Origin of the sequence: Pseudomonas sp. 22526, from assembly GCF_052044735.1 — a bacterium.
GTDB classification, from domain to species: domain Bacteria; phylum Pseudomonadota; class Gammaproteobacteria; order Pseudomonadales; family Pseudomonadaceae; genus Aquipseudomonas; species Aquipseudomonas piscium.
The window spans coordinates 245,651-267,523 of the sequence record NZ_JBQENK010000006.1 but is presented as its reverse complement, the minus strand read 5'-3'; the positions used below and the strand labels follow the sequence as shown (position 1 = coordinate 267,523).

Genomic DNA, 21,873 nt, shown 5'->3' with positions numbered 1-21,873 from the left:
GTAGCCGCTGCCGCAGGCTGCGATCGGCCCGAAGGGACGCAGCGATCTTGAACCCGCTGAAGGCCTTCGGCCTTATCGCAGCCTGCGGCAGCGGCTACAAAAGCCCGCGGCATCGTGTCCCGGCCCACTGTAGGAGCGCAGCTTGCTCGCGATGGTGGTGAACGATGACGCGGTGTTCCTGACGCAGCGCGGCGCCTGTGGGCTCATCGCGCGCAAGCTGCGCTCCTACAGGGATTGGTGTTGGCTGGGATCAGGCCTGCTGGTTACGCAGCTGGCGGGCGGCGGCGACCATGTTGACCAGGGCGGCTTCGGTTTCCGGCCAGGCGCGGGTCTTCAGGCCGCAGTCCGGGTTGACCCACAGGCGCTCGGCGGGGATGCGCCGGACCGCCTTGCTCATCAGCTTGACCATCTCGGCGGTGTCCGGCACCCGTGGCGAGTGGATGTCATACACCCCCGGGCCGATGTCGTTCGGGTAGTCGAAGGCCTCGAAAGCCTCCAGCAGCTCCATGTCCGAACGCGAGGTCTCGATGGTGATCACGTCGGCATCCATGGCGGCGATGGCCTGGATCACGTCGTTGAACTCGCTGTAGCACATGTGGGTGTGGATCTGAGTGTCGTCGCGCACCCCCGAGGCGGTCAGGCGGAAGGCTTCCACCGCCCAGTCCAGGTACGGCTGCCAGTCCGCCCGGCGCAGCGGCAGGCCTTCGCGGAACGCCGCTTCGTCGATCTGCACGATCTTGATCCCGGCCTTCTCCAGGTCCACCACCTCATCGCGCAGGGTCAAGGCCAGTTGCCGGGCCTGCACTTCACGGGACACGTCCTCGCGGGGGAAGGACCACATCAGCATGGTCACAGGCCCGGTGAGCATGCCCTTCATCACCTTGTCGGTCAGGCTCTGAGCGTAACTGATCCAGTCCACCGTCATGGCCTGCGGGCGGCTCAGGTCGCCGTAGATCACCGCCGGTTTCACGCAGCGCGAACCGTAGCTCTGGACCCAGCCGAAGCGGGTGAACAGGTAGCCGTCCAGTTGCTCGGCGAAGTACTCGACCATGTCGTTGCGCTCGGCCTCGCCATGCACCAGCACGTCCAGCCCCAGGCGCTCCTGGACCTGCACCGCATGGCGGATTTCGCAGCGCATGGCGTCGGTGTAATCGTTGTTCGACAGCTTGCCCTGCTTGAATGCCTGGCGGGCCAGGCGGATCGAGGCGGTCTGCGGGAACGAACCTATGGTGGTGGTCGGGAACACCGGCAACTTCAAGCGGGCGTGCTGCTGGGCAATACGCTGGGCAAAGGGCGAATGACGCTGGCTGTCGGCGGCGCTGACCGCCTTGAGCCGCGCCTGGACCTCGGCCTTGTGGATCCGCGGCGACTGCGCGCGACTGGCCTGCACCTGGCGGCTTTCGGCCAGGGCCGCTTGCACCGCCGGGGCCTGGGGATGGTTCAGGGCGTCACGCAGCACCGAGATCTCGCCGCATTTCTGCACGGCGAAGGCCAGCCAGCTTTTCAGCTCGGCATCCAGCTGGTCTTCCCGGGACAGGTCCACCGGGCTGTGCAGCAGGGAGCAGGAACTGCTGACCCACAGGTTGTCGCCAAAACGCTCCTGCGCCGCTTGTAGTTGCTGCAGCGCCTGCTCCAGCTCGCAACGCCAGACGTTGCGGCCGTTGACCAGGCCCACGGAAAGAATCTTGTAGGTCGGCAGGCGGTCGAGCACCTGGGTCAGTTGCTCCGGCGCCCGCACGGCGTCGATGTGCAGGCCGTCCACCGGCAGGCCGACGGCCAGCCCGAGGTTGTCCTGCAGGCCGCTGAAGTAGGTGGCCACCAGTTTTTTCAGCGGCGAGTACTGGAGGATGTGGTAGGCCCGCTCGAAGGCGCCCTTCCATTCCTGCGGCAGGTCGAGGGTCAGGATAGGTTCGTCGATCTGTACCCACTCCACGCCCTGGGCCTTGAGGCGGTTGAGGATCTCGCCGTAGACCGGCAGCAGGCGCTCCAGCAGTTCGAGCTTGTCGAAGTCGTTGCCCTTGGCCTTGCCCAGCCACAGGTAGGTCAAAGGACCGATGATCACCGGCTTGACCCGATGGCCCAGGGCGTGGGCTTCGTCGACCTCGTCGAACAGCTGCACCCAGCTCAGCTTGAACGACTGGTCGGCGCTGAATTCAGGGACCAGGTAGTGGTAGTTGGTGTCGAACCACTTGGTCAGTTCCTGGGCGTACTGGGTCTTGCCGTGCTCGCCGCCACAGCAGCCAGCCGAGGCACCGCGGGCCATGGCGAACAGGGTGTCGAGGGTCGGCTGGCCCTGGGCGTCCTGGCTGCTGGCGAAGCGCTCGGGAACCACGCCGAAGGTCAGCGAGTGAGTCAGCACCTGGTCGTACCAGGCAAAGTCGCCCACCGGCAGCAGGTCGATGCCGGCGTCCTTTTGCAGCTGCCAGTGCCTGGCCCGCAGCTGGCGTCCGACGTCTTGCAGCGCCTGCCGGTCGAGGTCGCCCTTCCAGTAGGATTCGAGGGCTTTTTTCAGTTCGCGGTCGGCGCCGATGCGCGGAAAACCAAGGGTGTGGGCCAAGGCCATGGGTGGGTTCCTCCCTGTAAAAGATGGCGCTATTGTCGACAGCCAGGACAACATGAGACAAACTCAACCTTTTCGTGTTGATCACAAAATTCATTCATGGAGACCCTGGTGCTCGAAATCCGTCACCTGAAGACCCTGCACGCCCTGCGCGAAGCCGACAGCCTGGTCGAAGCCGCCGAACGCCTGCACCTGACCCAGTCCGCCCTGTCCCACCAGTTCAAGGAACTGGAAGAGCGCATGGGCATGCCGCTGTTCGTGCGCAAGACCAAGCCGGTGCGCTTCACCAGCGCCGGCCTGCGCCTGCTGCAACTGGCGGACGCCACCCTGCCGTTGCTGCGCGCCGCCGAGCGGGACATCTCCCGCCTGGCCGGCGGCACCGCAGGCCGTCTGCACATGGCCATCGAATGCCACAGCTGCTTCCAGTGGCTGATGCCGACCATCGACCAGTTCCGCGACGCCTGGCCGGAAGTCGAGCTGGATTTGGCCTCGGGTTTCTCCTTCGCCCCGCTGCCGGCCCTGGCCCGCGGCGACCTGGACCTGGTGGTGACCTCCGACCCGGTGGAACTGGCGGGCATCACCTACGTGCCGCTGTTCACCTACGAGGCGATGCTCGCAGTGGCCAACCAGCATCGCCTGGCCAGCAAGCCCTACATAGTTCCGGAAGACCTGCTCAGCGAAACCCTGATCACCTACCCGGTGGAGCGCGACCGCCTGGATATCTTCACCCGCTTCCTGGAACCGGCCGACATCGAGCCGGCCCAGGTCCGCACCTCGGAGCTGACGGTGATGATGATGCAGCTGGTGGCCAGCGGCCGTGGCGTGTGCGGCATGCCCCACTGGGCGCTGCATGAATACAGCTCGCGGGGTTATGTGAAGGCCAAGCGCCTGGGGGAAAAAGGCCTGTTCGCCACGCTGTACGCGGCGATCCGCGCCGACATGCTGGATGCGCCCTATATGCGCGACTTCCTGCTGACCGCCAAGGACACCTCGTTCTCGACCCTGGACGGGGTCAGCGCGGTGCGTTGAAGGGCGGCGGCCGTCTGTATCTGTCGGAACAGCGGGTCGACGCTCGATGACTCAGGATAATCGTCAACCTTGAGCGGTGTTTCTGGCGCATCGCGGCGCTCTCGGGTTTATCGCGAGCAAGCTCGCTCCTACAGGGGATAGCGGAGTTCAGAGGGGGGAGATGACTTCACGCCACAGGTGAAGCTTGTCGAAATACTCGACGCCCACCCGCACCGCCAGCGGCTCCAGGCCGAACTGGACGAAACCGCAGCGCTGGTACAGCACCAGGGCGGCCTCGTTGCCGGCGGTGACCGTCAGTTGCACCAGCCGCACCCCGGGGCGTTGGCGCGCCTCCTGCAGCAGCGCCTGGACCAGCCGGTAGCCCAGGCCGCTGTGGCGATAAGGCTGCGCCACATACAGGCCGAACAGCGTGGCCTTGTGCCGGGCTTTTTCCCGGACCTCGAACGCCAGCCCGACGATGCCCACCAGCTCGCCGCCCTCGAAAGCCCCCAGCAACAGGTCCAGCGGGCTGCTCAGCCGCGACTCCCACCAACTCAGGGGCATCGCCGCGCGTTCGGCGACGCTGGAAGTAAAGGCCTGCGGATGGCGCTCGTAGGCTTCGAGCATCAGCGCACGGTAGGCGGCGGCGTGACTGGCATCGAGGCGCTGGATGGACATGTTCAGTCGAGGGTCCTGGGCCCGGTGGTGAACGAGGCAGTCTTGATCCGCCCCGCCTCTACTTCATAGATCGCCACGGTTTCCAGGGTGCCGGGGCCTTCGGCGAACGTCCGGGTGACCATTTCATGGTCGATCACCACCTGGCCCATCACCGCTCGCGAAAGCAGCCTGGCATGCAGGTTCGGCTCCTGGAAACGCTCGACCGCCCGGGCGCGGATCTCGGCGTGACCGCTGGCCAGCAGCGTCGCCGGATGCCCGTACTGGCGAGCGTCCTCGGCATAGGTCGCCAGCCAGGCCTCCAGGTCGCGCCGGTCATAGGCTTCGAGCTGGCGCTGGGCCACAGCCTGCGCAGAAAGATCATCACTCATCGAATCGACTCCCGATCAAGCCGTCTGGCGTTGTTCCAGCAGCAGACGCACCGCCAGCCCGGCCAGCACGAAGCCCATGAAATAACGTTGGGTCGCCAGCCACAGCGGGTTGTGCACGAACCAGGCGGCGATTCCCGAAGCGAACAGTGCGATCAGCAGGTTGACGCTGAAGCTCACGCTGATCTGGGTCAGGCCGAGGATGATGCTCTGGATAAACACCGAACCGTGTTCCGGGCTGATGAACTGGGGAAAGACCGAGAGGTAGAACACCGCAATCTTCGGGTTCAGGGCGCTGGTGAGAAAGCCCATCAGGATCAGCTTGCGCGACGAGTCCGGCGGCAGTTGCTGCGCCTCGAACGGCGAACGCGCGCCCGGCTTCAGGGCCTGCCAGGCCAGCCACATCAGGTACAGGGCGCCGACCCACTTGAGCACTTCATAGGCCACCGGCACCGCCATGAAGACCGCGGTCAGGCCGATCGCCGCGGCGAACAGATGGACGAAGAAACCGGCCACCACGCCGACCAGCGAGGTCACGCCTGCCCGGCGGCCCTGGCAGATCGAACGGGAGATCAGGTAGATCATGTTGGGGCCGGGGGTCAGCACCATCAGCAGCGCTGCGGCGATGAAGATCAACATGTCGTGAAGGGGAATCATGATGGGCAATCCTTTGTCCTTGAAAAATCAGGCCGAGGCCAGTTGCGAGGCGCGATAAAACGGCAAGATCAGGTCGCGTGTCAATGGGGCCAGGGTGAGCTCGTCGGCAACCTGCGGATCGATCCAGCGAACCTCCTCGATTTCCGCCGCGGGCTGTACCTCGTCGGTGTCCAGATCGAGGCGGAACAACTCGGCCTCGACCACAAAACCCGGCTCGTTGGCCGCCGGGGCGGAAAAACGTCCCAGGTAACGGGCGTCGGCCGGATCGATCCGCAGCCCGAGTTCTTCTTCCAGTTCACGGGCCAGGGCCTGGGCCGGCAACTCGCTCGGCTCGATCTTGCCGCCCGGCTGCATGAAGGCCTGGGTGCCGCGCTTGCGCACCAGCAGGGTACGGCCGTCGGGGCCGATCAGCAGGGCCGCGGCGATACGGATAAGGGGGGATGTGGCGCTTGAAAGAGTCATGAAAAACCTGGATCTATTACGCGAGGCGGCAAGGATCCCATGACTGGCGAGGCGGCGTCACGACACAGTCGGCCGCTGTTTTTTCCATACACCCGGCGCCTCGGGCGGCGGGACAAAGCGGGTGCCGCCCAGGCCTTCCATGGACTGGCTGAAATAGAGAAGGGATTGGACGAGAGGATGCAGCTCGCTCCCACAGGGATGCAGGAACGAGCAGGTGCGCGGCAAGGGCCGGGGCCTTCAAGCGTTGCCGGTCTTGCCGGACGAACCGAAAGAAGCGAAACGCTTGTTGAAGCCGGCGATCCGGCCTTCGGACTGGGTCTTGCGCTGCTGGCCGGTGTAGACCGGGTGCGAGGCGCTGGAGACGTCGAGGGTGACATAGGGATAGGTGTTGCCATCGCTGTGGCGCTGGGTGCGGTCGGTGTCCACGGTGGAACCGATCAGGAAGTACACGTCGGCGGCGGTGTCGTGGAACAGCACGGTGCGGTAGGCGGGATGGATATTGGCTTTCATGGGAGTCTCCAGGGGATAGCTAAGGCTGCAATACGTTACACAGTAACATTATTCAATCCTATAAACGAGAACCAGTTGCAATAAGAAAAGCTGCAAATCCTCTATCGCCCCTCGGCAACGCCCGGCTCCAGACGTTCAGGCTTGCCCACGGCAGGTCCCGGCGCCAGTATGCGCAACAGCAACCGACCGCTGATCGGGCGTCGGCGCAATCCGAAAAAGGCAGAATCCATGACCCTCTCGCTGGAAGACATCGCCTGGCACCGCAGCGTCGGCCAACTGATCGACGCCCTCGACCGGCCGAACTTCTGGACCCTGCTGGTGCGCCAGCTGGAGCAGTACCTGGGCTTCGACAGCTGGGTCGCGCTGCTTTTTTGTAACGAACAGGCACCGCGGGTGTTCGCCGAATGCCCGGGGGCGGACGGCAGCCCCGACCAGCTGTTCCAGGACTACCTCAACGGCCTGTACCTGCTCGACCCCTTCTACCTCGCCAGCCGCGAACAGCCGGGGACCGGCCTCTATCACCTGGCCGAAGTGGCGCCCGAAGACTTCGAGCGCACCGAGTACTACCAGCGCTACTTTCGCCTGAACCTGGTGGCCGACGAGGTCCACTTCAATTGCCAGCTCGACGGCGAACGCACCCTGTGCCTGTCCTTGGGTGCCCGGCAGCGTTTCACTCCGCCGCAACTCGCCCTGCTGTCATTGATCCAGCCCTGGGTGGTCAGCCTGCTGCGTCAGCGCCTGGCCCATGAACCGCTGGAACAGCCGGGCGTCGGCACGCCGAACCCGGGCGGCAACTGGCGCAATCGCCTGGAAGATTCGCTGCAACGGCTCAAGGGCACGCAATTGACCGCCCGCGAGCTGGAGGTCGGGCACCTGATGCTCAGCGGTTGCTCCGGCAAGGAGATCGCTCGTAAGCTGCAAATCTCTGCCGAAACCGTGAAAGTCCATAAGAAACACATCTACGGCAAGCTGGGCATCAAGTCCCAGTCCGAGCTGTTTTCGATTTTTCTCCAGGCGCAGAATGCCTGATGCCTGAAGCGGTCATAAGCGCACAGCCGATGCGCCACGGCCGTTCTCTACAACAACAAGATCGTTGGCCACACAAGAAGAATGAGTACCCAAAAACGAAATCTATAGAGTCCGAACCAAGGAAACCGTATGAGCCTGTCCCTCCTGAGCCGCTACGCCTTCTTTGCTGCCTGCGTGATTTTCACCCTCGCCAGCTTGCCCTTTCTCGAACATGACTGGCTCTGGCCAATCACCCTGGTAACCGCCCTGCTCAGCCTGCTGGGCATTTTCGACCTGCTGCAAAGCCCCCACGCGGTACGCCGCAACTACCCGATCCTGGGCAATATCCGCTACCTGGTGGAAGGCATCCGCCCGGAAATCCGCCAGTACCTGCTGGAGTCCGACAGCGAGGCCCTGCCCTTCTCCCGGGCCCAGCGTTCGCTGGTCTATTCCCGGGCCAAGAACGAAAGCGCCGACAAGCCGTTCGGCACCCTGATCGACGTCTATCAGTCGGGTTTCGAATTCATCGGCCACTCCATGCGCCCCGCGCCCCTGAGCGACCCGAGCACCTTCCGTGTCACGGTCGGCGGCCCGCAGTGCAAGCAACCCTACTCGGCCTCGGTGTTCAACATCTCGGCCATGAGCTTCGGCTCCCTCAGCGCCAACGCCATCCGTGCCCTCAACCAGGGCGCCAAGCTCGGCAACTTCGCCCATGACACTGGCGAAGGCAGCATCAGCCCCTACCATCGGGAAAACGGTGGCGACCTGACCTGGGAACTGGGCAGCGGCTATTTCGGTTGCCGCACCAGCGACGGCCATTTCGACCCGGAGCGTTTTGCCCAGCAGGCGCAGAACCCGCAGGTGCGGATGATCGAAATCAAGATGAGCCAGGGCGCCAAGCCTGGCCACGGCGGCATCCTGCCCAAGCACAAGGTGACCCAGGAAATCGCCGACACCCGCGGCGTGCGCATGGGCGAGGACTGCATCTCGCCCTCGAGCCACAGCGCCTTTTCCACGCCGATCGAAATGATGCATTTCATCCAGCAGCTGCGTGAGCTGTCCGGCGGCAAGCCCGTGGGCTTCAAGTTCTGCCTCGGCCACCCGTGGGAGTTCATGGGCATCGCCAAGGCCATGCTGGAAACCGGCATCCTCCCCGACTTCATCGTGGTCGACGGCAAGGAAGGCGGCACCGGCGCGGCACCGGTGGAGTTCACCGACCACATTGGCGCGCCGATGCGCGAAGGCCTGCTGTTCGTGCACAACACCCTGGTGGGCCTGAACCTGCGCGACAAGATCAAGCTCGGCGCCAGCGGCAAGATCGTCAGCGCCTTCGACATCGCCAGCGTGCTGGCCATCGGCGCCGACTGGGCCAACTCGGCGCGCGGCTTCATGTTCGCCATCGGCTGCATCCAGTCGCAAAGCTGCCACACCAACAAATGCCCGACCGGCGTCGCCACCCAGGACAACCTGCGCCAGCGGGCGCTGGTGGTGCCGGACAAGGCGCAACGGGTGTTCAGTTTCCACCGCAACACCCTCAAGGCCCTGGCCGAAATGCTCGCCGCCGCCGGCTTGAATCACCCGTCGCAACTGGAAGCCAGGCACCTGGTGCGGCGCATGTCGGCCACCGAGATCAAGCTGTTCTCGCAGCTGCATGTGTTCCTCAAGCCCGGCGAACTGCTCACCGGCGCGGTCACCGGCGAGTTCTATTCGCGGATGTGGCAACTGGCGCGCGCCGACAGCTTCGAGCCGAACCGCGAAGCCGCGGCCTGACCAGCCACACCCGACGCCCCGCCCTTGCGGTGGGGCGTTACTCATCGATATGCAAAGGACGCAAATCCGTGCTCAAAGTCATCGCCGAAGACTTCATCAAACCCGAACACCTCGACACCGTGCGCCCCTGGTACGCCGAACTGGTGGAGAAAACCCGCCAGGAACCGGACTGCATCGCCTACGACCTGTTCGTCGACCAGCAAGACCCGGGGCACTTCATCTTTATCGAACAATGGCCAGACCGCGCGGCGCTCAAGGCCCATTGCCAGACCGAACACTTCACCCGCCTGGTGCCGCAGATCAACGCCTTCCAGGCCAGGGAATGCCGTGTGCTGCTGATGGATCAGTTCTGATCCAGCGGATAAGGCCAGCGCCTCACCAGTGCAAACTCTTGATCGGCGCCGGCTCCTTCATGACGATAAAACCGTAGTCCCCCAGCAGGTAGATCCGGTAGTAGCGGCTGTCCACCAGCGGTGGATAGCCCTGGTAACCGACCAGGGTCGCATTGCGCCGCCCCCGTTCCGCGACCACGTTGGTGATGCCCACCTTGGGCAGGTTCTCGGCCAGCATGAAGAAGTCGATGTTCAGCAGGTAGTGCAGCACCGGCATCTGCTTGAACGAGCCTGCGGCCGCCAGCAGCCAGTGATCGGAATAGGTCACCGACATATAGATGCGCTTGGCCTCGCGCAGCTGCTGGTGGCTGGTGATGTCGCGTTCAAGGCTCGACAGTGCGCTGGCCACCAGGGTTTTCTGCATCGTCAGCACCCGGCCATAGGCGAACGACAGCGACAGCATCGCCAGCAGCGGTACCATCAGCAGCAGCGGCAAGCGCTCATGGAGCCTCGCCAACGCCAGGTGGCTCAGATAGAACAGCAGCACCAACAGCATCGCGAAGCCCATCAAGGTCCGGGCGCCTTCATTGAAGTCGCGGAAAAACAGCGCGATCCCCGACACCAGCAAGATCACCAGCGGCAATGTCAGCAGGCAGACCAGAGCCATCACGAGCTTTTTCAGGCCGCTGTCCGGCCGCTTGAACAGGTTCGCCGCCAGCCGCACGCAACCGACAAGGGCGCACAGCGCCAGCGCGGCGAACACCCAGGCGAACCCGCCGTGAAACAGCAGCACGACTTTTTCCAGCACCCTGCCGATGTTGACCTGCAGTTGCAGCATGGGCTGCGCCGACCAGTTCAGCAGCAGGGTGCGGGTCTGTTCCATGAAGGGGTAGGCGGTGATGCAATAGATCATCCAGCCCAGGGCTGCCTGGGCGATCTTCCAGCCGATCATTTCCCACCAGCGCGGCCAGGCGGCCTTGTCATTGGCGCCGCGGATCACCTCCAGGCAGCACAGGCCCAGGAACACATTGATGCTGATCTGATACAGCCCGATGGCCAGCGCGACCAGCAAGGCCGGCACCAGCCATTGCAGTACGCGGTACGGGTTGCGATAGGTGATGGCGTAGATCACCGCCACCAGGCTCAGGGCCATGGCCGGGCCGTCGTATTGATAGGACAGGTTCTGCAGAAAGAAGGGGTTGTACCAGAGCGGCAACAGCACCAGGCAGCAGGCCGCCGTCGGCTGCGAGTAGTAGTGGAAGGTCAGGCTGGTCAGTGCCCAAGCCATGGCGAGCGTGGCGATCAGCAGCGGCAAGGGAAAGATGTTCGGCGCAGCATTGCTGAAGGTCAGGACGTTGTAGAACAGCTCGGCAAACAGTCGTCCCTGCTCCGTCCAGGCGGTGCCGGCCGACAGCGAGCGCCAGTTGTCATCGATATAGGGAAAGTCCGCGAGGATCAGCGGCAGCACGTACAACAAGGTGGCGAACAGAAAAAACAGCCAGACCTGGCGGCGTCCGAGTTCCCCACTGAGCAAGCTGCCCATTCTGTCCATGCTAGAGCCCCAGGCGGTCTTTGCCGCCAATGACGTCCTTGATCACGTAGCGCGGCCGATGCTTGGCTTCGATATAGATACGGCCGACGTACTCGCCGAGGATACCGATGCCGATCAACTGCACGCCGCCGAGAAACAGAATGGCGGTCATCAACGAAGGGTAGCCGGGCACGCTGTTGCCGAAGAAAATCTTGTCCAGGACCATGTACACCGCGTAGAGCACGGCAAAAATCGAGATGCCGCCACCGACGTAGGTCCACAACCGCAACGGCACGGTGCTGAACGAGGTGATGCCTTCCAACGCCAGGTTCCACAGCTTCCAGCCATTGAACTTGCTGTTGCCCGCCACCCGCCCGGCGCGCTCGTACTCCACCACCACCGTGGTGAAGCCGGCCCACGACAGCACGCCCTTCATGAACAGCTGATGCTCGGGCAGGGTGCGGATCACATCGACCACCTTGCGATCCATGAGCCGGAAGTCGCCGACGTTTTCCTCGATCCGGGTGTAGGCGATACGGTTCAGCAGGTGGTAGAACAGCGCCGCGCTGCAGCGCCTCAGGTAACTGTCGGCGGCGCGCCCGCGGCGTTTGGCGAGCACCACATCGGCGCCCTTCTGCCACTCCTCGATCAGCCGCGGGATAACGCTGATCGGGTCCTGCAGGTCGACGTCCATGGGAATCACCGCATCGCCAGTGGCGTGTTCCAGCCCGGCGAACAACGCCGGCTCCTTGCCGAAATTGCGCGAGAAGTTGATCAGCAGCACCTGTTCGTCCATCTGCGCCAGGGCCTTGACCTCCTCGGCCGTGCGGTCGGAACTGCCGTCGTTGATAAACACGATCTCGACCTCGCCCTGCTCGAAGCGCAACTCGCGACGCACCGCCTGATAGAACAGGCCGATGGCCTGCTCTTCATTGAAGACCGGAACGATCAGCGAGATCTTCATGGCTCACACTCGCGAAACACCAGGTACTTGGCGAACAGAAACCCTGCCACCAGGCTCAGGGCGGAAAACACCAGCACCGTCAGCAGGCCGGGCAGCCGCCACAGGTCCCCGGCATGTCCGACGCCCAGGCTCAGCGCGCCCATGCCCCCCAGAAACAGCAGATAGCCGCCGACCGACACCTTGGCGGCGAAGGTGAAACGCGCATTCATATAGAAAGAAAACGACGCCGCGACGCAAAAGGCCGCCAGGTTGCTGAGCGCCTGGCTGAGGCCCGCCGCCAGGCTCAGCAAGAAGAACACCAGCCAGTGGATAAAGGTGTTGGCGATGCCGATCACCGTGTATCTGGAGATTCCCTTCCATAAGAGTCTCATTGGTGACACTCCCGCATTGAATGTTGCTCAACCTGTATGGCAGGTTTTTTTGCCCATCGATTGGCGAAATCACTGATCCAGCAGTCTTTCAGACGTGCGGCATCCAAGCCGGCCCGCATGGGCCGTTGTCGTGCAAGCCCTCCTCCCAGGCATCCCATCACCAGGCAGCTTGCTGCCAACAAATTGCATTGATGCATAATTTTATTTGCACAAATGCATATACCAACTAAGGTTACTTCTGAACCCGACCGGAGCAGGCCATCGAGGATGGCGAACCTTTCAAGCCGGTTCGCGGTTTCGAAAGACGCTTCATCGCAACATGCAACAACGACACAAGCTGGACGCTTGTTTTTACTCATGGAGGATGAAAATGTTAACTCTCGAAGACACACCATTCACCCGCACAGGTCCTGCCGAAGCACTGCCACAGTGCCTGGTCGGCACCCTGCTCGACGCCGGACTGAGCGAAGTCGACGACAGCGCGGAACACGCCGCCCTGGCCGCCAGCCTCAACTTCAGCATTCAGCAGCAAACCCAGACCAACTGGTGCTGGGCCGCACTGTCGGCCTCGGTCGGCAACTATTACCGCACCGGTTCCTGGACTCAATGCGGGGTCGCCAACGCCGAACTGGGCCGCAATTCCTGCTGCAACCAGCCGGGACCCTGCAACGTGTACGGCTACCTGGACTCGGCCCTGCAAACCACCCGCAGCTTTGCTGGCATGAGCCAGGGTTCGATCCAACTGTCGGCCATCGACAACCAGATCAACATGGGACGCCCCGTTGGCCTGCGCTGTGCCTGGTTTGGCGGCGGCGCGCACTTTCTGGCGATCTATGGCACCAACGGCAGCTACCTGCTGATTGCGGACTCCATCTACGGTTATTCGACCCGTGCCCTGAACAGCTTCCCCCGCTCGTACAACGGCGGCGGCAACTGGACCCACACTTACTTCACCCGGAAAAACTAAGGAGGGCAGCATGCAACTGACTTATCCCAAGGCACCCGCCAACGGCGCTCAGGTACTGCGCCCGGCTCTCCAGGCCGCCCTGCAGAGCAAAGGCTTCGGCGTCAACCGCCAGTTCGCCCAGGCCACGGCCAGCAAAGTGAGCCTGTCCGAGCCCTACCGCGGCTACTCGCTGAGCCTGGAAGACCTGGCCCAGGGCAAAGGCCTGCAACAGGCCACGCTGGGGGACTGGCATTACCTGGTGTTCAGCGACGGGGTATCGATTGCCGACGCCCAACTGACGGAAGTCGCTGGCCAGGTCGAGTTCTCGTCCCTGAACCACGGCGCCCTGGCGTCGGCCACGGTCAATGCGCTGAACCTGGCGGAAAAGGCGCCGCACCTCAAAGGCCGGACCTTTGAACTGCGTGTGCTGTTCGTCTCGGCGCTGCAGGTGGTGGCGATCTGGCTGCACGCCAGCGATGAAGACGTGCTGATCCCGATCGAGCCGACGCCCAAGCGCCTGGCGAGCACCAAGCTGTACAGCGAGGCCGCGTTGCTGGCCCTGCTGGCGCCTGCCGCCCAGCAAGCGAAAGCCGCGTTCGACGCGGACACCACAGGGCTGTTGGGGAGCTGACCGTGTACGGCGATCGAGCTGCGGTGAACAGGTGGTTGCAACACTGAAACCTGGAGCCGCAGCAAGATCGCCCGCATAAAAAAGCCCCGGTCACTGACCGGGGCTTTTTGTTTTATCGCCTGCCGGGGTTACGACACCGAACGCACCGCGCCCTGTTGGGCATTGTTCGGTTGCAGCTTGAACAGGTAGAACAGCACCGTCAGCAGCACCAGGAACGCCGGGCCCACATACAGCGCCACGCGGGTGTCCGGGAAGTAGGCCATCAGCCCCACCACCAGTACCAGGAACGCCAGGGCCAGGTAGGAACTGACCGGGTACAGCCACATGCGGTATTTCAGGCCGGCACGTTCCGAGGCGCTCAGGCCTTTGCGGAACTTGAGCTGGGCCAGGAGGATCATCACCCAGGTCCAGATCGCGCCGAAGGTGGCGATGGACGTCACCCAGACGAACACTTTCTCCGGTACCAGGTAGTTCAGCAGCACACCCAGCAGCAAGGCGAAGATCGACAGCAGCAGCGCGCGACGCGGTACGCCGTTGTTCGAGGTCTTGGCGAAACCGGCCGGGGCCTGGCCGTTCTGCGCCAGGCTGTAGAGCATGCGCCCGGTGCTGAAGATGCCACCGTTGCAGGACGACAGCGCGGCGGTGATCACCACGAAGTTGATGATGCCGGCGGCGGTCTTGATGCCCAGGCGCTCGAAGGTCATCACGAACGGGCTGCCCTGGGTGCCGATTTCGTTCCAGGGGTAGATCGACAGGATCACGAACAACGCGCCCACATAGAACAGCAGGATGCGCCAGAACACCGAGCCGATGGCGTTGGGAATGGTCTTCTGCGGGTTCTTCGCTTCGCCGGCGGTGAGGCCGATCATCTCCACGCCCAGGTAGGCGAACATCACCATCTGCAGGGACATCAGCACGCCGGTCATGCCGTTGGGCATGAAACCGCCGTGGGTCCACAGGTTGGAGATGCCCAGCGCCACGCCGTCATTGCCGAAACCGAAGGCGATGATGCCGACGCCGCCGATGACCATGGCGATGATGGTGACGATCTTGATCAGGGCGAACCAGAACTCGAACTCACCGAAAGCCTTGACCGCGATCAGGTTGATCGAACCCATGCTCACCAGGGCCGCCAGGGCCCAGATCCAGCGCGGCACATCGGGGAACCAGATACCCATGTACACCGCCACCGCGGTGATTTCCGCGACGCAGGTCACCAGCCACAGGAACCAGTAGTTCCAGCCAGTGAGGAAGCCCGCCAGCGGGCCCAGGTAGTCTTGCGCGTAACGGCTGAAGGAACCCGCGACCGGGTTATGCACGGCCATCTCGCCGAGGGCGCGCATGATCACCAGGATCGCCAGGCCGCCGAGGATGTAGGACAGCATGATGGCCGGGCCGGCCATTTCGATGGCCTTGGCCGAACCGAGGAACAGGCCGACACCGATACAGGCGCCGAGCGCCATCAAGCGAATATGCCGTTCGCCGAGTTCGCGTTTCAGCGGGCCGCCTTGAGCGGTCTCGCCTTGGGGCAGGTGGTTGCCAACTGGCATGGGGTACAACCTCATCTTGTTATTGGATATGAGCCACCGAGTCTGTAAGGCACGGACGGATAACCCGTACCAACCAGATCGGATCGACCTTGTGGGCCGATACGTCTTGTAGGACAAATCCTGCAAGATCAGTGGGGCGTGCAGTATAAAAAGCTGACGACAGGCTTTTTCACTCTATAAACAGCTAAATTCAGAGAGAAGTCTCGGTATTTTCCGGTTTTGCGAAGTGGCATCACCTGGATTTTTTGCCATTTGTCATTTTTGAACGGCGCCGAGTATTGCACAGCCATGGTGCAGCGTCATGCCCCTACCTAGGGCGTATTTACCGGTCGTAACGGCTCTATCTCGCCCCTCTCCCGCCTGCATCCGAACACCTGCCGAAGCGATCTGACGCCTGCCGACAATCCATGCCCCCCACAAAACCTGTAGGAGCGAAGCTTGCTCGCAATGGCGGCACCTCAAGCCACGAGCAAGTCCCCCTGCAGCGGAAACGGCAGGTAACTGATGAATGCTTTCAGGCCGATCACAAATTTTTCACCATTGCCCGCCACCGTCTAAGCTTCAGACAAGTCCGATCAATCTGCGTGAATGGATCAGTCGACTATGGGTGCTTTACGGCAGACCGATTCGAGTAAAAAAGTAGTGCCAACTGATCGCGTGGAAGAAGCGCCTATCCCTGAAAAATCCCATTCAAGCCGGCTTTGGTGGCGGCTGTTCTGGCTATTGCTGCTCATGGCACTGATCGCCCTGGGCTTTGCTGCGTCCAAGGAAATGCGCACCTCGAAACTGCAGGCGCGCGAGCTCAGCAAGTTTGCCACGGACCTGAACTATTCCATGGCGCCCGGGCCCAGCGATGCCATCGTCTACCCCGGCGCCGGCCCCTTCGACAAACGCCTGGGCTACAGCGCCCTGGATGATTTCCTGGCGCGCCTGCTCAAGCGCGGTTACGTGGTAGAGGCCCAGACCCGCTTCTCCCCCGCGTTGATGAACTACAGCGAAAACGGCTTCTTCGTCCCCTATACCGAGAAGATTCAGGCCGGGCTGTCGATCACCGATTGCCGCGCGGCGCCGCTCTATCAATTCAAGTACCCGCAGCAGCTCTATTCGAACTTTGCCGCCATCCCGCCGGTGATGGTGCGCAGCCTGCTGTTCATCGAGAACCGCGAATTGCTCGACCCCGACCAGCCCCTGGCCAACCCGGCGGTGGACTGGCCGCGCTTTGGCAAGGCCGCCTGGTCGCAAGTGGCCAAGCTCCTGCACCTGCCCGGGCAGACGGCGGGCGGCAGTACCCTGGCGACCCAGCTGGAAAAGTACCGGCACTCGCCGGACGGCCTGACCGTGTCCGGTGCGGAAAAGATCCGGCAGATGATTTCCGCCAGCGTGCGCGCCTACCAGGGCGGCCAGCAGACTCTAGAGGCCCGGCGTCGGATCATCCGCGACTACCTCAACAGCGTGCCGCTGTCGGCGGTGCCCGGCCACGGTGAAGTGCATGGCATGGCCGAAGGGCTGCGGGTCTGGTACGGCGCCGACTTCGCCCAGGTCAACGCGCAGCTGGCGAGCACCGCCAGCGATCCGCAGAGCCTGGCACAACGCGGCCTGGCCCTGCGCCAGGTGCTGTCGTTGATGATCGCCCAGCGCCGGCCTTCGCATTACCTGTCCAAAGGTCGCCAGGAGCTGATCGAACTCACCGACAGCCATATCCGCATCCTGACCCAGAGCGGTGTGATCGACCCGCCGCTGTCGGCCGCCGCCCTGGCCAGCAAGGCCAGCTTCCGCGACTGGGTGCAGCAACCGACGATCCAGCCGATCGAAACCAACAAGGGCATCAGCGTCGCCCGCAGCCGCCTGGCCGGCCTGCTCAACCGGCCGCTGTACGACCTCGACCGTCTCGACCTGTCCGCCACCAGCACCCTGCAAAGCGAGCTGCAGCGCCAGGCCACCGAGTACCTCAAGCACCTGGCCGACCCGGTGTTCGCCGCCGAGATCGGCCTGCTCGGCGAACGCCTGCTGACCCCTACCAGCACTACCCAGGTGCGCTACAGCTTCACCCTGCTGGAACTGACGCCGGACGGTTCGCGGGTACGGGTCCAGACCGACAGCACCGACCAGCCCTTCGACATCAACGAAGGCAGCAAGCTGGAGTTGGGCTCCACCGCCAAGCTAAGGGTCCTGACCACCTACCTGCAGATCATTGCCGAACTCTATGAGCAGTACGGCGCCGAAACCCCGGCGGTGCTGAAGAAAGTCGAGATCGCCGAACAGGACCGCCTGAGCCGCTGGGCCGTGGACTACCTGATCCAGAACAACGACCGCAGCCTGCCGAAAATGCTCGAGGCGGCCCTGGACCGCAAATACTCGGCCAGCCCCGGCGAGAGTTTTTTCACCGGCGGCGGGCTGCACACCTTTCATAACTTCCGCAAGGAAGACAACGGCCGCATGCCGACCCTGCGCGATGCCCTGCGCGAATCGATCAACCTGCCCTTCATCCGCCTGATGCGCGACCTGGTGCGCTACAGCACCTACGCCGGCCCGAGCAACAGCGCCAACCTGCTCAAGGATGACGGCGACCCGCGACGCCAGGAATACCTGGCCAAGTTCGCCGACCGCGAGGGCACCTCCTTCCTCCTGCGGTTCTGGAAGAAGTACCGCAACAAGGACACCCAGGCACGCCTGGACACCTTCCTCGACAGCATGCACCCGACGCCGATCCGCCTGGCCGCCGTGCACCGCTACCTGCTGCCGGAAGCCAGCCAGGAGAGCTTCAACAGTTTCATTCGCTCGCACCTCAAGGGCGCCAAGCTCACGGAGAAACTCACCGACGAGCGCCTGGACAAGCTCTACTACAGCTACGGCCCCGGCTCCTACGACCTGCCCGACCAGGGCTATATCGCCAAGGTGCACCCGCTGGACCTGTGGCTGCTCGGCTACCTGCTGAACAACCCCGACGCCAAGTTCAGCCAGATCGTCAAGGCCAGCGAGTTCGAACGCCAGGAGGTCTACAGCTGGCTGTTCAAGAGCCGGCACAAGAGCGCGCGGGACAGCCGCATCCGCACCATGCTGGAGATCGAGGCGTTCCTCGACATTCACCAGCGCTGGCAGAAAGTCGGCTACCCCTTTGACCACCTGGTGCCCTCGCTGGCGACCGCCATCGGCAGTTCCGGCGATCGTCCCGCGGCGCTGGCCGAACTGGTCGGCACCATCCTCAACGACGGCGTGCGCATGCCGACCCTGCGCATCGACAGCCTGCATTTCGCCGCCGATACGCCTTATGAAACCAAGCTGATCAACGACCCGGCCGAGGGCAAGCGGGTGATGCCTTCGGAAGTGGCCACCGCGCTGCGCGGTGCCCTGTCGCAAGTGGTGGACGCCGGTACCGCCAAGCGCCTCTCCGGCAGCTTCAAGCTGGCCGACGGCACCCCGCTGGCCATGGGCGGCAAGACCGGCACCGGCGACAACCGCATCGAGGCCATCGGCTCCGGCGGGCGGATTCTCAGTTCGAAATCCATCAACCGCACCGCCACCTTCGTGTTCTATATCGGCGAACACCACTTCGGCACCCTGACCGCCTATGTGCCGGGCGCCTCGGCCCAAGGCTTCAAGTTCACCTCGGCCTTGCCGGTCCAGGTGCTCAAGGGCATGGCGCCGATCCTCACGCCGTACCTGCAACCGGACAGCAACACCCAATGCCTGGGCAGCCTGGCCCAACGCTGAAACGTCCCCCCGCCCATAGCCGCCTGTAGCCGCTGCCGAGCCCGCGAGGCTGCGCTCGAGGACGCAGTCCTCGCAAAACCAGCCACCGCCGTTGTAGCTGCCGAAACGCGGTTGCCCGGTTTGCGGCCGCTTCGCGACCGATCGCAGCCTCACTGCGCTCGGCAGCGGCTACAGCCATACCCCTCACATTGATTCTCCGACCAACGGCTGGCCTGTCTGGCGCAGAAATACTTGCGCAGTTTTTAAGATATATCTTAAGTTATGTCTTAACCAAGCAGGAGAAAGAGAAAATGAGAGAACATCACCACCCCCACCGCGAGTACGGCGACGGCCACGACGGTTTCGAAAAACGCCCCGGGCGCGAACGCGGCGGCCGCGGCCCGCGAGTCTTCGCCCCCGGCGACCTGAAGCTGCTGTTGCTGGCGCTGATCGCCGAGCAGCCGTGCCACGGCTATGACCTGATCCGCCAGATCGAAGGCATGTTCGATGGCGCCTACAGCCCCAGCCCGGGCGTGATCTACCCGACCCTGACCTTCCTCGAAGAAAGCGAATTGATCAGCGGCGACGCCGAAGGCGGGAAAAAACGCTACAGCGTGACCGAGGCCGGTCGTCTGTCATTACAGGACCAGGCGATTGCCCTGGACGGCGTGCGCATGCGCATCGACGTCAGCAAGCGCTCGCTGCGCGGCCATGATCGCCCGGCGGAAATCCACGAGGCGGTGCACAACCTGCGCCACGCCCTGCAGATGCACCACGGCCGCTGGAACCCGCAAGAAATCCTGCGGGTCCGCGACCTGCTGAACAACACCGCCCGCGCCATCGTCGACGGCCCGGCCACCCCTTCTGCTCAGGAGTCAGCTGAATGAGCGCAGACAATTCGCTATCGATTCATCGGGTCAGCCACGAAATCAAACGCCGCCGCCTGGAAGTGCTGCGGGTGGTGGACCTGACCCCGCGCATGCGCCGCATCACCCTGGGCGGGCCGGAACTCGCCGGCTTCATCAGCCTGGGCAGCGACGACCATATCAAGCTGCTGTTCCCACAGAACGCCGAACAGCAGGCCGCCCTGGAAACCCTGGTACTGGGCCCGGGCAAGGACAACGGCGTGATGCCGGCCATGCGCGACTACACGCCACGGCGCTACGACCTGGACATCGGTGAACTGGAGATCGACTTTGTCCTGCACGGCGACGGCCCTGCCTCGACCTGGGCCGAGCAGGCCAAGCCCGGCCAGTTCCTGCATATCGGCGGGCCTCGCGGCTCGATGATCGTGCCGGACATCTTCGACAGCTACCTGCTGATCGGCGACGAAACCGCGCTGCCAGCCATTGCCCGGCGCCTGGAAGAACTGCCGGCCGGGCGCCGGGTACTGGCGGTGATCGAGATCCAGGATGCGGCCGAGCGGCAGGTGCTGGAGAGCGCGGCGCAGGTCGAGGTGATCTGGGTCGAGCGCGACGGCGGCCAGCAGGACCTGATCAGCACCGTGCGCGGGCTACAGATGCCGAGCGGCAAGCTGTACGCCTGGGTGGCCACGGAAAGCAAAGTCTCGCGGCAGATTCGCCGGGTGCTGCTGGACGAGCACCGACTCGACGACGAGTTCGTGAAGGCCGCCGGTTATTGGCGCCTGGACAGCAGCGAAGAAGAATAAACGGCGGCTTTACCGCCTATCGCGGGCAATCGAGCGTCGACCGGCCGCTCCTACAGACAAGCGCAATCCTGTAGGAGCGAGGCTTGCCCGCGATGACGCCCTTCCCGTCACCGCCCAATCAAACCCGGCGACGCCCCAACCAACGATCCAGCCCGACAATCCCCAGCGCCACCAGCACAAACCCCGCCAGAATCCCCAGCGCATTCACGAACGCCTGCGCATAGCCCAGCTTGTCCACGTCGACAAAAGGATAGGGGTACAACCCCAGCACATGCCCGCGCAGCAGGACATAGGCGAAGTACAGCAGCGGGTAAAGCATCCACCCGGCGACATGCCGCAGCCCCAGGCGGCCCTTGGGCACGCAGCACCACCAGTAGACGAGAAACAGCAGCGGCATCACGTCATGCAGCAACTCGTCCGCCACCCACTGCCAGCCCTGGGGATGCCACAGGTGACGCAGCAACAGGCTGTACGCCAGCCCCACTACCAGAATGCTGACCGCAATACCGCTGCTGACCCAGGGTTGCAGAAAAAACCGCTGCCCGCGGGAGCTGCGCAGGTTCAGGGCACAGGTCAGCACCACCGCCACCAGGGTGTTGGTGAGCACGGTGAAGAAACTGAAAAAATTGATCAGCCCGCCCAGCAGGCTGGCGTCCACCGTCCAGCGCAGATGGAGGATCAGGTACAGCTGGATCGTCAGCCCCGCCCAGCTGAGCAACGCGGCCAATGCGGTGAACAGCCGTTTGCCGCCTGAAGGAAAAACCGGCTCGACAGCCATCGAAGGTCCTTAGAGCGGGCGTTTGGTGCGCTGCAATTTCACGTACAGCTGCTCGACTTTCTCCCGCGCCCAGGGCGTCTTGCGCAGAAAGGTCAGGCTCGACTTGATGCTCGGGTCGCTCTTGAAGCAACGGATATCGATGCGCTCGGCCAACCCCTGCCATTCGTAGTGTTCCACCAGCGCCTTGAGGATCTGTTCCAGGGTGACGCCGTGCAGCGGGTCGTTGTTCGTTGCAGTCATGCCGGGCCTTTGAGCGAGAGAAAAAGGAAGTCGCGCACCTTAGCCGAGGCTTCGTCCCCGTGGAAGGGTGGGTGCGGATCTTGAGTAACTGTAGGTGAGATCCCGCGCGCCGGTGAACCCGTAGGAGCGAGGCTTGCCCGCGATGCAGGCGCC

Annotated in this window: 21 protein-coding genes; 9 read left to right on the top strand and 12 right to left on the bottom strand. The window is 63.5% G+C overall.

What is annotated here, in order from left to right:
- Positions 1–250: 250 nt before the first annotated feature.
- Entirely contained in the window at positions 251–2,563 is a 2,313-nt protein-coding gene (gene metE / locus ACTJKT_RS11765) for a 5-methyltetrahydropteroyltriglutamate--homocysteine S-methyltransferase (protein WP_440787190.1), read from the bottom strand.
- A 108-nt stretch (positions 2,564–2,671) separates the two neighbouring features.
- On the opposite strand from metE, the gene metR reads away from it, so the two are divergent.
- On the top strand, positions 2,672–3,589 hold the full coding sequence (metR, locus tag ACTJKT_RS11760) for a transcriptional regulator MetR (protein WP_009050584.1): 918 nt from the start codon (positions 2,672–2,674) through the stop codon (positions 3,587–3,589).
- A gap of 147 nt (positions 3,590–3,736) precedes the next feature.
- Here metR and ACTJKT_RS11755 read toward each other — a convergent pair whose 3' ends face one another.
- The 5 genes from ACTJKT_RS11755 to ACTJKT_RS11735 form a co-directional block, all read right to left on the bottom strand.
- A complete protein-coding gene (locus tag ACTJKT_RS11755; RefSeq protein WP_025806040.1) occupies positions 3,737–4,246 on the bottom strand; it encodes a GNAT family N-acetyltransferase in 510 nt (169 codons plus the stop codon).
- Between the two features lie 2 nt (positions 4,247–4,248).
- Positions 4,249–4,614, bottom strand: a complete 366-nt coding sequence (locus ACTJKT_RS11750; RefSeq protein WP_440787189.1) for a nuclear transport factor 2 family protein — start codon at positions 4,612–4,614, stop codon at positions 4,249–4,251.
- 15 nt (positions 4,615–4,629) lie between these two features.
- Entirely contained in the window at positions 4,630–5,268 is a 639-nt protein-coding gene (locus tag ACTJKT_RS11745; RefSeq protein ID WP_025806043.1) for a LysE family translocator, read from the bottom strand.
- Positions 5,269–5,295: 27 nt separating this feature from the next.
- Positions 5,296–5,730 carry an NUDIX hydrolase gene (locus ACTJKT_RS11740; protein WP_226303561.1) on the bottom strand — a complete coding sequence of 145 codons (435 nt, stop codon included), beginning with the start codon at positions 5,728–5,730 and terminating at the stop codon, positions 5,296–5,298.
- 237 nt (positions 5,731–5,967) lie between these two features.
- A complete protein-coding gene (locus tag ACTJKT_RS11735; RefSeq protein ID WP_009045397.1) occupies positions 5,968–6,240 on the bottom strand; it encodes a type B 50S ribosomal protein L31 in 273 nt (90 codons plus the stop codon).
- Between the two features lie 228 nt (positions 6,241–6,468).
- Here ACTJKT_RS11735 and ACTJKT_RS11730 point away from each other — a divergent pair, with 228 nt between their 5' ends.
- The 3 genes from ACTJKT_RS11730 to ACTJKT_RS11720 all read left to right on the top strand — a co-directional run bounded on the left by ACTJKT_RS11730 (position 6,469) and on the right by ACTJKT_RS11720 (position 9,371).
- Entirely contained in the window at positions 6,469–7,269 is an 801-nt protein-coding gene (locus tag ACTJKT_RS11730; RefSeq protein ID WP_440787188.1) for a response regulator transcription factor, read from the top strand.
- Positions 7,270–7,398: 129 nt separating this feature from the next.
- Positions 7,399–9,018 (top strand): FMN-binding glutamate synthase family protein, encoded by a 1,620-nt coding sequence (locus tag ACTJKT_RS11725; protein ID WP_097304899.1) that lies wholly within the window; start codon positions 7,399–7,401, stop codon positions 9,016–9,018.
- 68 nt (positions 9,019–9,086) lie between these two features.
- The gene (locus tag ACTJKT_RS11720; protein WP_023967088.1) at positions 9,087–9,371 is read left to right on the top strand and encodes a putative quinol monooxygenase; all 285 of its coding nucleotides are present in this window, start codon (positions 9,087–9,089) and stop codon (positions 9,369–9,371) included.
- Between the two features lie 22 nt (positions 9,372–9,393).
- On the opposite strand, the gene ACTJKT_RS11715 is transcribed toward ACTJKT_RS11720, so the two are convergent.
- The 3 genes from ACTJKT_RS11715 to ACTJKT_RS11705 are packed head-to-tail and all read right to left on the bottom strand — an operon-like array spanning position 9,394 to position 12,216.
- A complete protein-coding gene (locus ACTJKT_RS11715; RefSeq protein WP_440787187.1) occupies positions 9,394–10,902 on the bottom strand; it encodes a glucosyltransferase domain-containing protein in 1,509 nt (502 codons plus the stop codon).
- Position 10,903: 1 nt separating this feature from the next.
- The gene (locus tag ACTJKT_RS11710) at positions 10,904–11,845 is read right to left on the bottom strand and encodes a glycosyltransferase family 2 protein (protein ID WP_025806053.1); all 942 of its coding nucleotides are present in this window, start codon (positions 11,843–11,845) and stop codon (positions 10,904–10,906) included.
- The gene (locus ACTJKT_RS11705; RefSeq protein WP_440787186.1) at positions 11,842–12,216 is read right to left on the bottom strand and encodes a GtrA family protein; all 375 of its coding nucleotides are present in this window, start codon (positions 12,214–12,216) and stop codon (positions 11,842–11,844) included. Before ACTJKT_RS11705 ends, ACTJKT_RS11710 begins: the two co-directional genes overlap by 4 nt.
- Positions 12,217–12,586: 370 nt before the next feature.
- On the opposite strand from ACTJKT_RS11705, the gene ACTJKT_RS11700 reads away from it, so the two are divergent.
- Together ACTJKT_RS11700 and ACTJKT_RS11695 are read left to right on the top strand one after the other, a co-directional pair.
- Positions 12,587–13,183, top strand: coding sequence for a papain-like cysteine protease family protein (locus tag ACTJKT_RS11700; protein WP_097304903.1), 597 nt, complete (start codon positions 12,587–12,589; stop codon positions 13,181–13,183).
- Between the two features lie 10 nt (positions 13,184–13,193).
- Positions 13,194–13,793: a hypothetical protein gene (locus ACTJKT_RS11695; RefSeq protein ID WP_440787185.1), complete on the top strand. Its 600-nt coding sequence runs from the start codon at positions 13,194–13,196 to the stop codon at positions 13,791–13,793.
- 128 nt (positions 13,794–13,921) lie between these two features.
- Here the strand turns inward: ACTJKT_RS11695 and ACTJKT_RS11690 are convergent, their stop codons facing one another.
- A complete protein-coding gene (locus ACTJKT_RS11690; protein ID WP_053280708.1) occupies positions 13,922–15,343 on the bottom strand; it encodes an amino acid permease in 1,422 nt (473 codons plus the stop codon).
- Positions 15,344–15,946: 603 nt separating this feature from the next.
- On the opposite strand from ACTJKT_RS11690, the gene ACTJKT_RS11685 reads away from it, so the two are divergent.
- The 3 genes from ACTJKT_RS11685 (at position 15,947) to ACTJKT_RS11675 (ending at position 20,702) form a co-directional block, all read left to right on the top strand.
- Positions 15,947–19,054, top strand: a complete 3,108-nt coding sequence (locus tag ACTJKT_RS11685; RefSeq protein ID WP_440787184.1) for a transglycosylase domain-containing protein — start codon at positions 15,947–15,949, stop codon at positions 19,052–19,054.
- Positions 19,055–19,344: 290 nt separating this feature from the next.
- Positions 19,345–19,920, top strand: coding sequence for a PadR family transcriptional regulator (locus ACTJKT_RS11680; RefSeq protein WP_025806060.1), 576 nt, complete (start codon positions 19,345–19,347; stop codon positions 19,918–19,920).
- Positions 19,917–20,702: a siderophore-interacting protein gene (locus ACTJKT_RS11675; protein WP_440787183.1), complete on the top strand. Its 786-nt coding sequence runs from the start codon at positions 19,917–19,919 to the stop codon at positions 20,700–20,702. The genes ACTJKT_RS11680 and ACTJKT_RS11675 overlap by 4 nt, the downstream gene beginning before the upstream one ends.
- Before the next feature lie 118 nt (positions 20,703–20,820).
- On the opposite strand, the gene ACTJKT_RS11670 is transcribed toward ACTJKT_RS11675, so the two are convergent.
- Both ACTJKT_RS11670 and ACTJKT_RS11665 read right to left on the bottom strand, forming a co-directional pair.
- Positions 20,821–21,480 (bottom strand): Pr6Pr family membrane protein, encoded by a 660-nt coding sequence (locus tag ACTJKT_RS11670; RefSeq protein WP_440787182.1) that lies wholly within the window; start codon positions 21,478–21,480, stop codon positions 20,821–20,823.
- Positions 21,481–21,489: 9 nt separating this feature from the next.
- The gene (locus tag ACTJKT_RS11665) at positions 21,490–21,720 is read right to left on the bottom strand and encodes a VF530 family DNA-binding protein (RefSeq protein ID WP_007923118.1); all 231 of its coding nucleotides are present in this window, start codon (positions 21,718–21,720) and stop codon (positions 21,490–21,492) included.
- Positions 21,721–21,873 lie beyond the last annotated feature (153 nt).

Bases quoted from the DNA above. Each gene is read 5' to 3' on its own strand.
- ACTJKT_RS11750 (WP_440787189.1), bottom strand. From the start codon at position 4,614: ATGAGTGATGATCTTTCTGCGCAGGCTGTGGCCCAGCGCCAGCTCGAA.
- ACTJKT_RS11675 (WP_440787183.1), top strand. From the start codon at position 19,917: ATGAGCGCAGACAATTCGCTATCGATTCATCGGGTCAGCCACGAAATC.
- ACTJKT_RS11695 (WP_440787185.1), top strand. From the start codon at position 13,194: ATGCAACTGACTTATCCCAAGGCACCCGCCAACGGCGCTCAGGTACTG.
- ACTJKT_RS11745 (WP_025806043.1), bottom strand. From the start codon at position 5,268: ATGATTCCCCTTCACGACATGTTGATCTTCATCGCCGCAGCGCTGCTG.
- ACTJKT_RS11740 (WP_226303561.1), bottom strand. From the start codon at position 5,730: ATGACTCTTTCAAGCGCCACATCCCCCCTTATCCGTATCGCCGCGGCC.
- ACTJKT_RS11710 (WP_025806053.1), bottom strand. From the start codon at position 11,845: ATGAAGATCTCGCTGATCGTTCCGGTCTTCAATGAAGAGCAGGCCATC.
- ACTJKT_RS11735 (WP_009045397.1), bottom strand. From the start codon at position 6,240: ATGAAAGCCAATATCCATCCCGCCTACCGCACCGTGCTGTTCCACGAC.
- metE (WP_440787190.1), bottom strand. From the start codon at position 2,563: ATGGCCTTGGCCCACACCCTTGGTTTTCCGCGCATCGGCGCCGACCGC.
- ACTJKT_RS11705 (WP_440787186.1), bottom strand. From the start codon at position 12,216: ATGAGACTCTTATGGAAGGGAATCTCCAGATACACGGTGATCGGCATC.
- ACTJKT_RS11715 (WP_440787187.1), bottom strand. From the start codon at position 10,902: ATGGACAGAATGGGCAGCTTGCTCAGTGGGGAACTCGGACGCCGCCAG.
- ACTJKT_RS11755 (WP_025806040.1), bottom strand. From the start codon at position 4,246: ATGTCCATCCAGCGCCTCGATGCCAGTCACGCCGCCGCCTACCGTGCG.
- ACTJKT_RS11685 (WP_440787184.1), top strand. From the start codon at position 15,947: ATGGGTGCTTTACGGCAGACCGATTCGAGTAAAAAAGTAGTGCCAACT.
- ACTJKT_RS11670 (WP_440787182.1), bottom strand. From the start codon at position 21,480: ATGGCTGTCGAGCCGGTTTTTCCTTCAGGCGGCAAACGGCTGTTCACC.
- ACTJKT_RS11680 (WP_025806060.1), top strand. From the start codon at position 19,345: ATGAGAGAACATCACCACCCCCACCGCGAGTACGGCGACGGCCACGAC.
- ACTJKT_RS11665 (WP_007923118.1), bottom strand. From the start codon at position 21,720: ATGACTGCAACGAACAACGACCCGCTGCACGGCGTCACCCTGGAACAG.
- ACTJKT_RS11690 (WP_053280708.1), bottom strand. From the start codon at position 15,343: ATGCCAGTTGGCAACCACCTGCCCCAAGGCGAGACCGCTCAAGGCGGC.
- ACTJKT_RS11730 (WP_440787188.1), top strand. From the start codon at position 6,469: ATGACCCTCTCGCTGGAAGACATCGCCTGGCACCGCAGCGTCGGCCAA.
- ACTJKT_RS11700 (WP_097304903.1), top strand. From the start codon at position 12,587: ATGTTAACTCTCGAAGACACACCATTCACCCGCACAGGTCCTGCCGAA.
- ACTJKT_RS11725 (WP_097304899.1), top strand. From the start codon at position 7,399: ATGAGCCTGTCCCTCCTGAGCCGCTACGCCTTCTTTGCTGCCTGCGTG.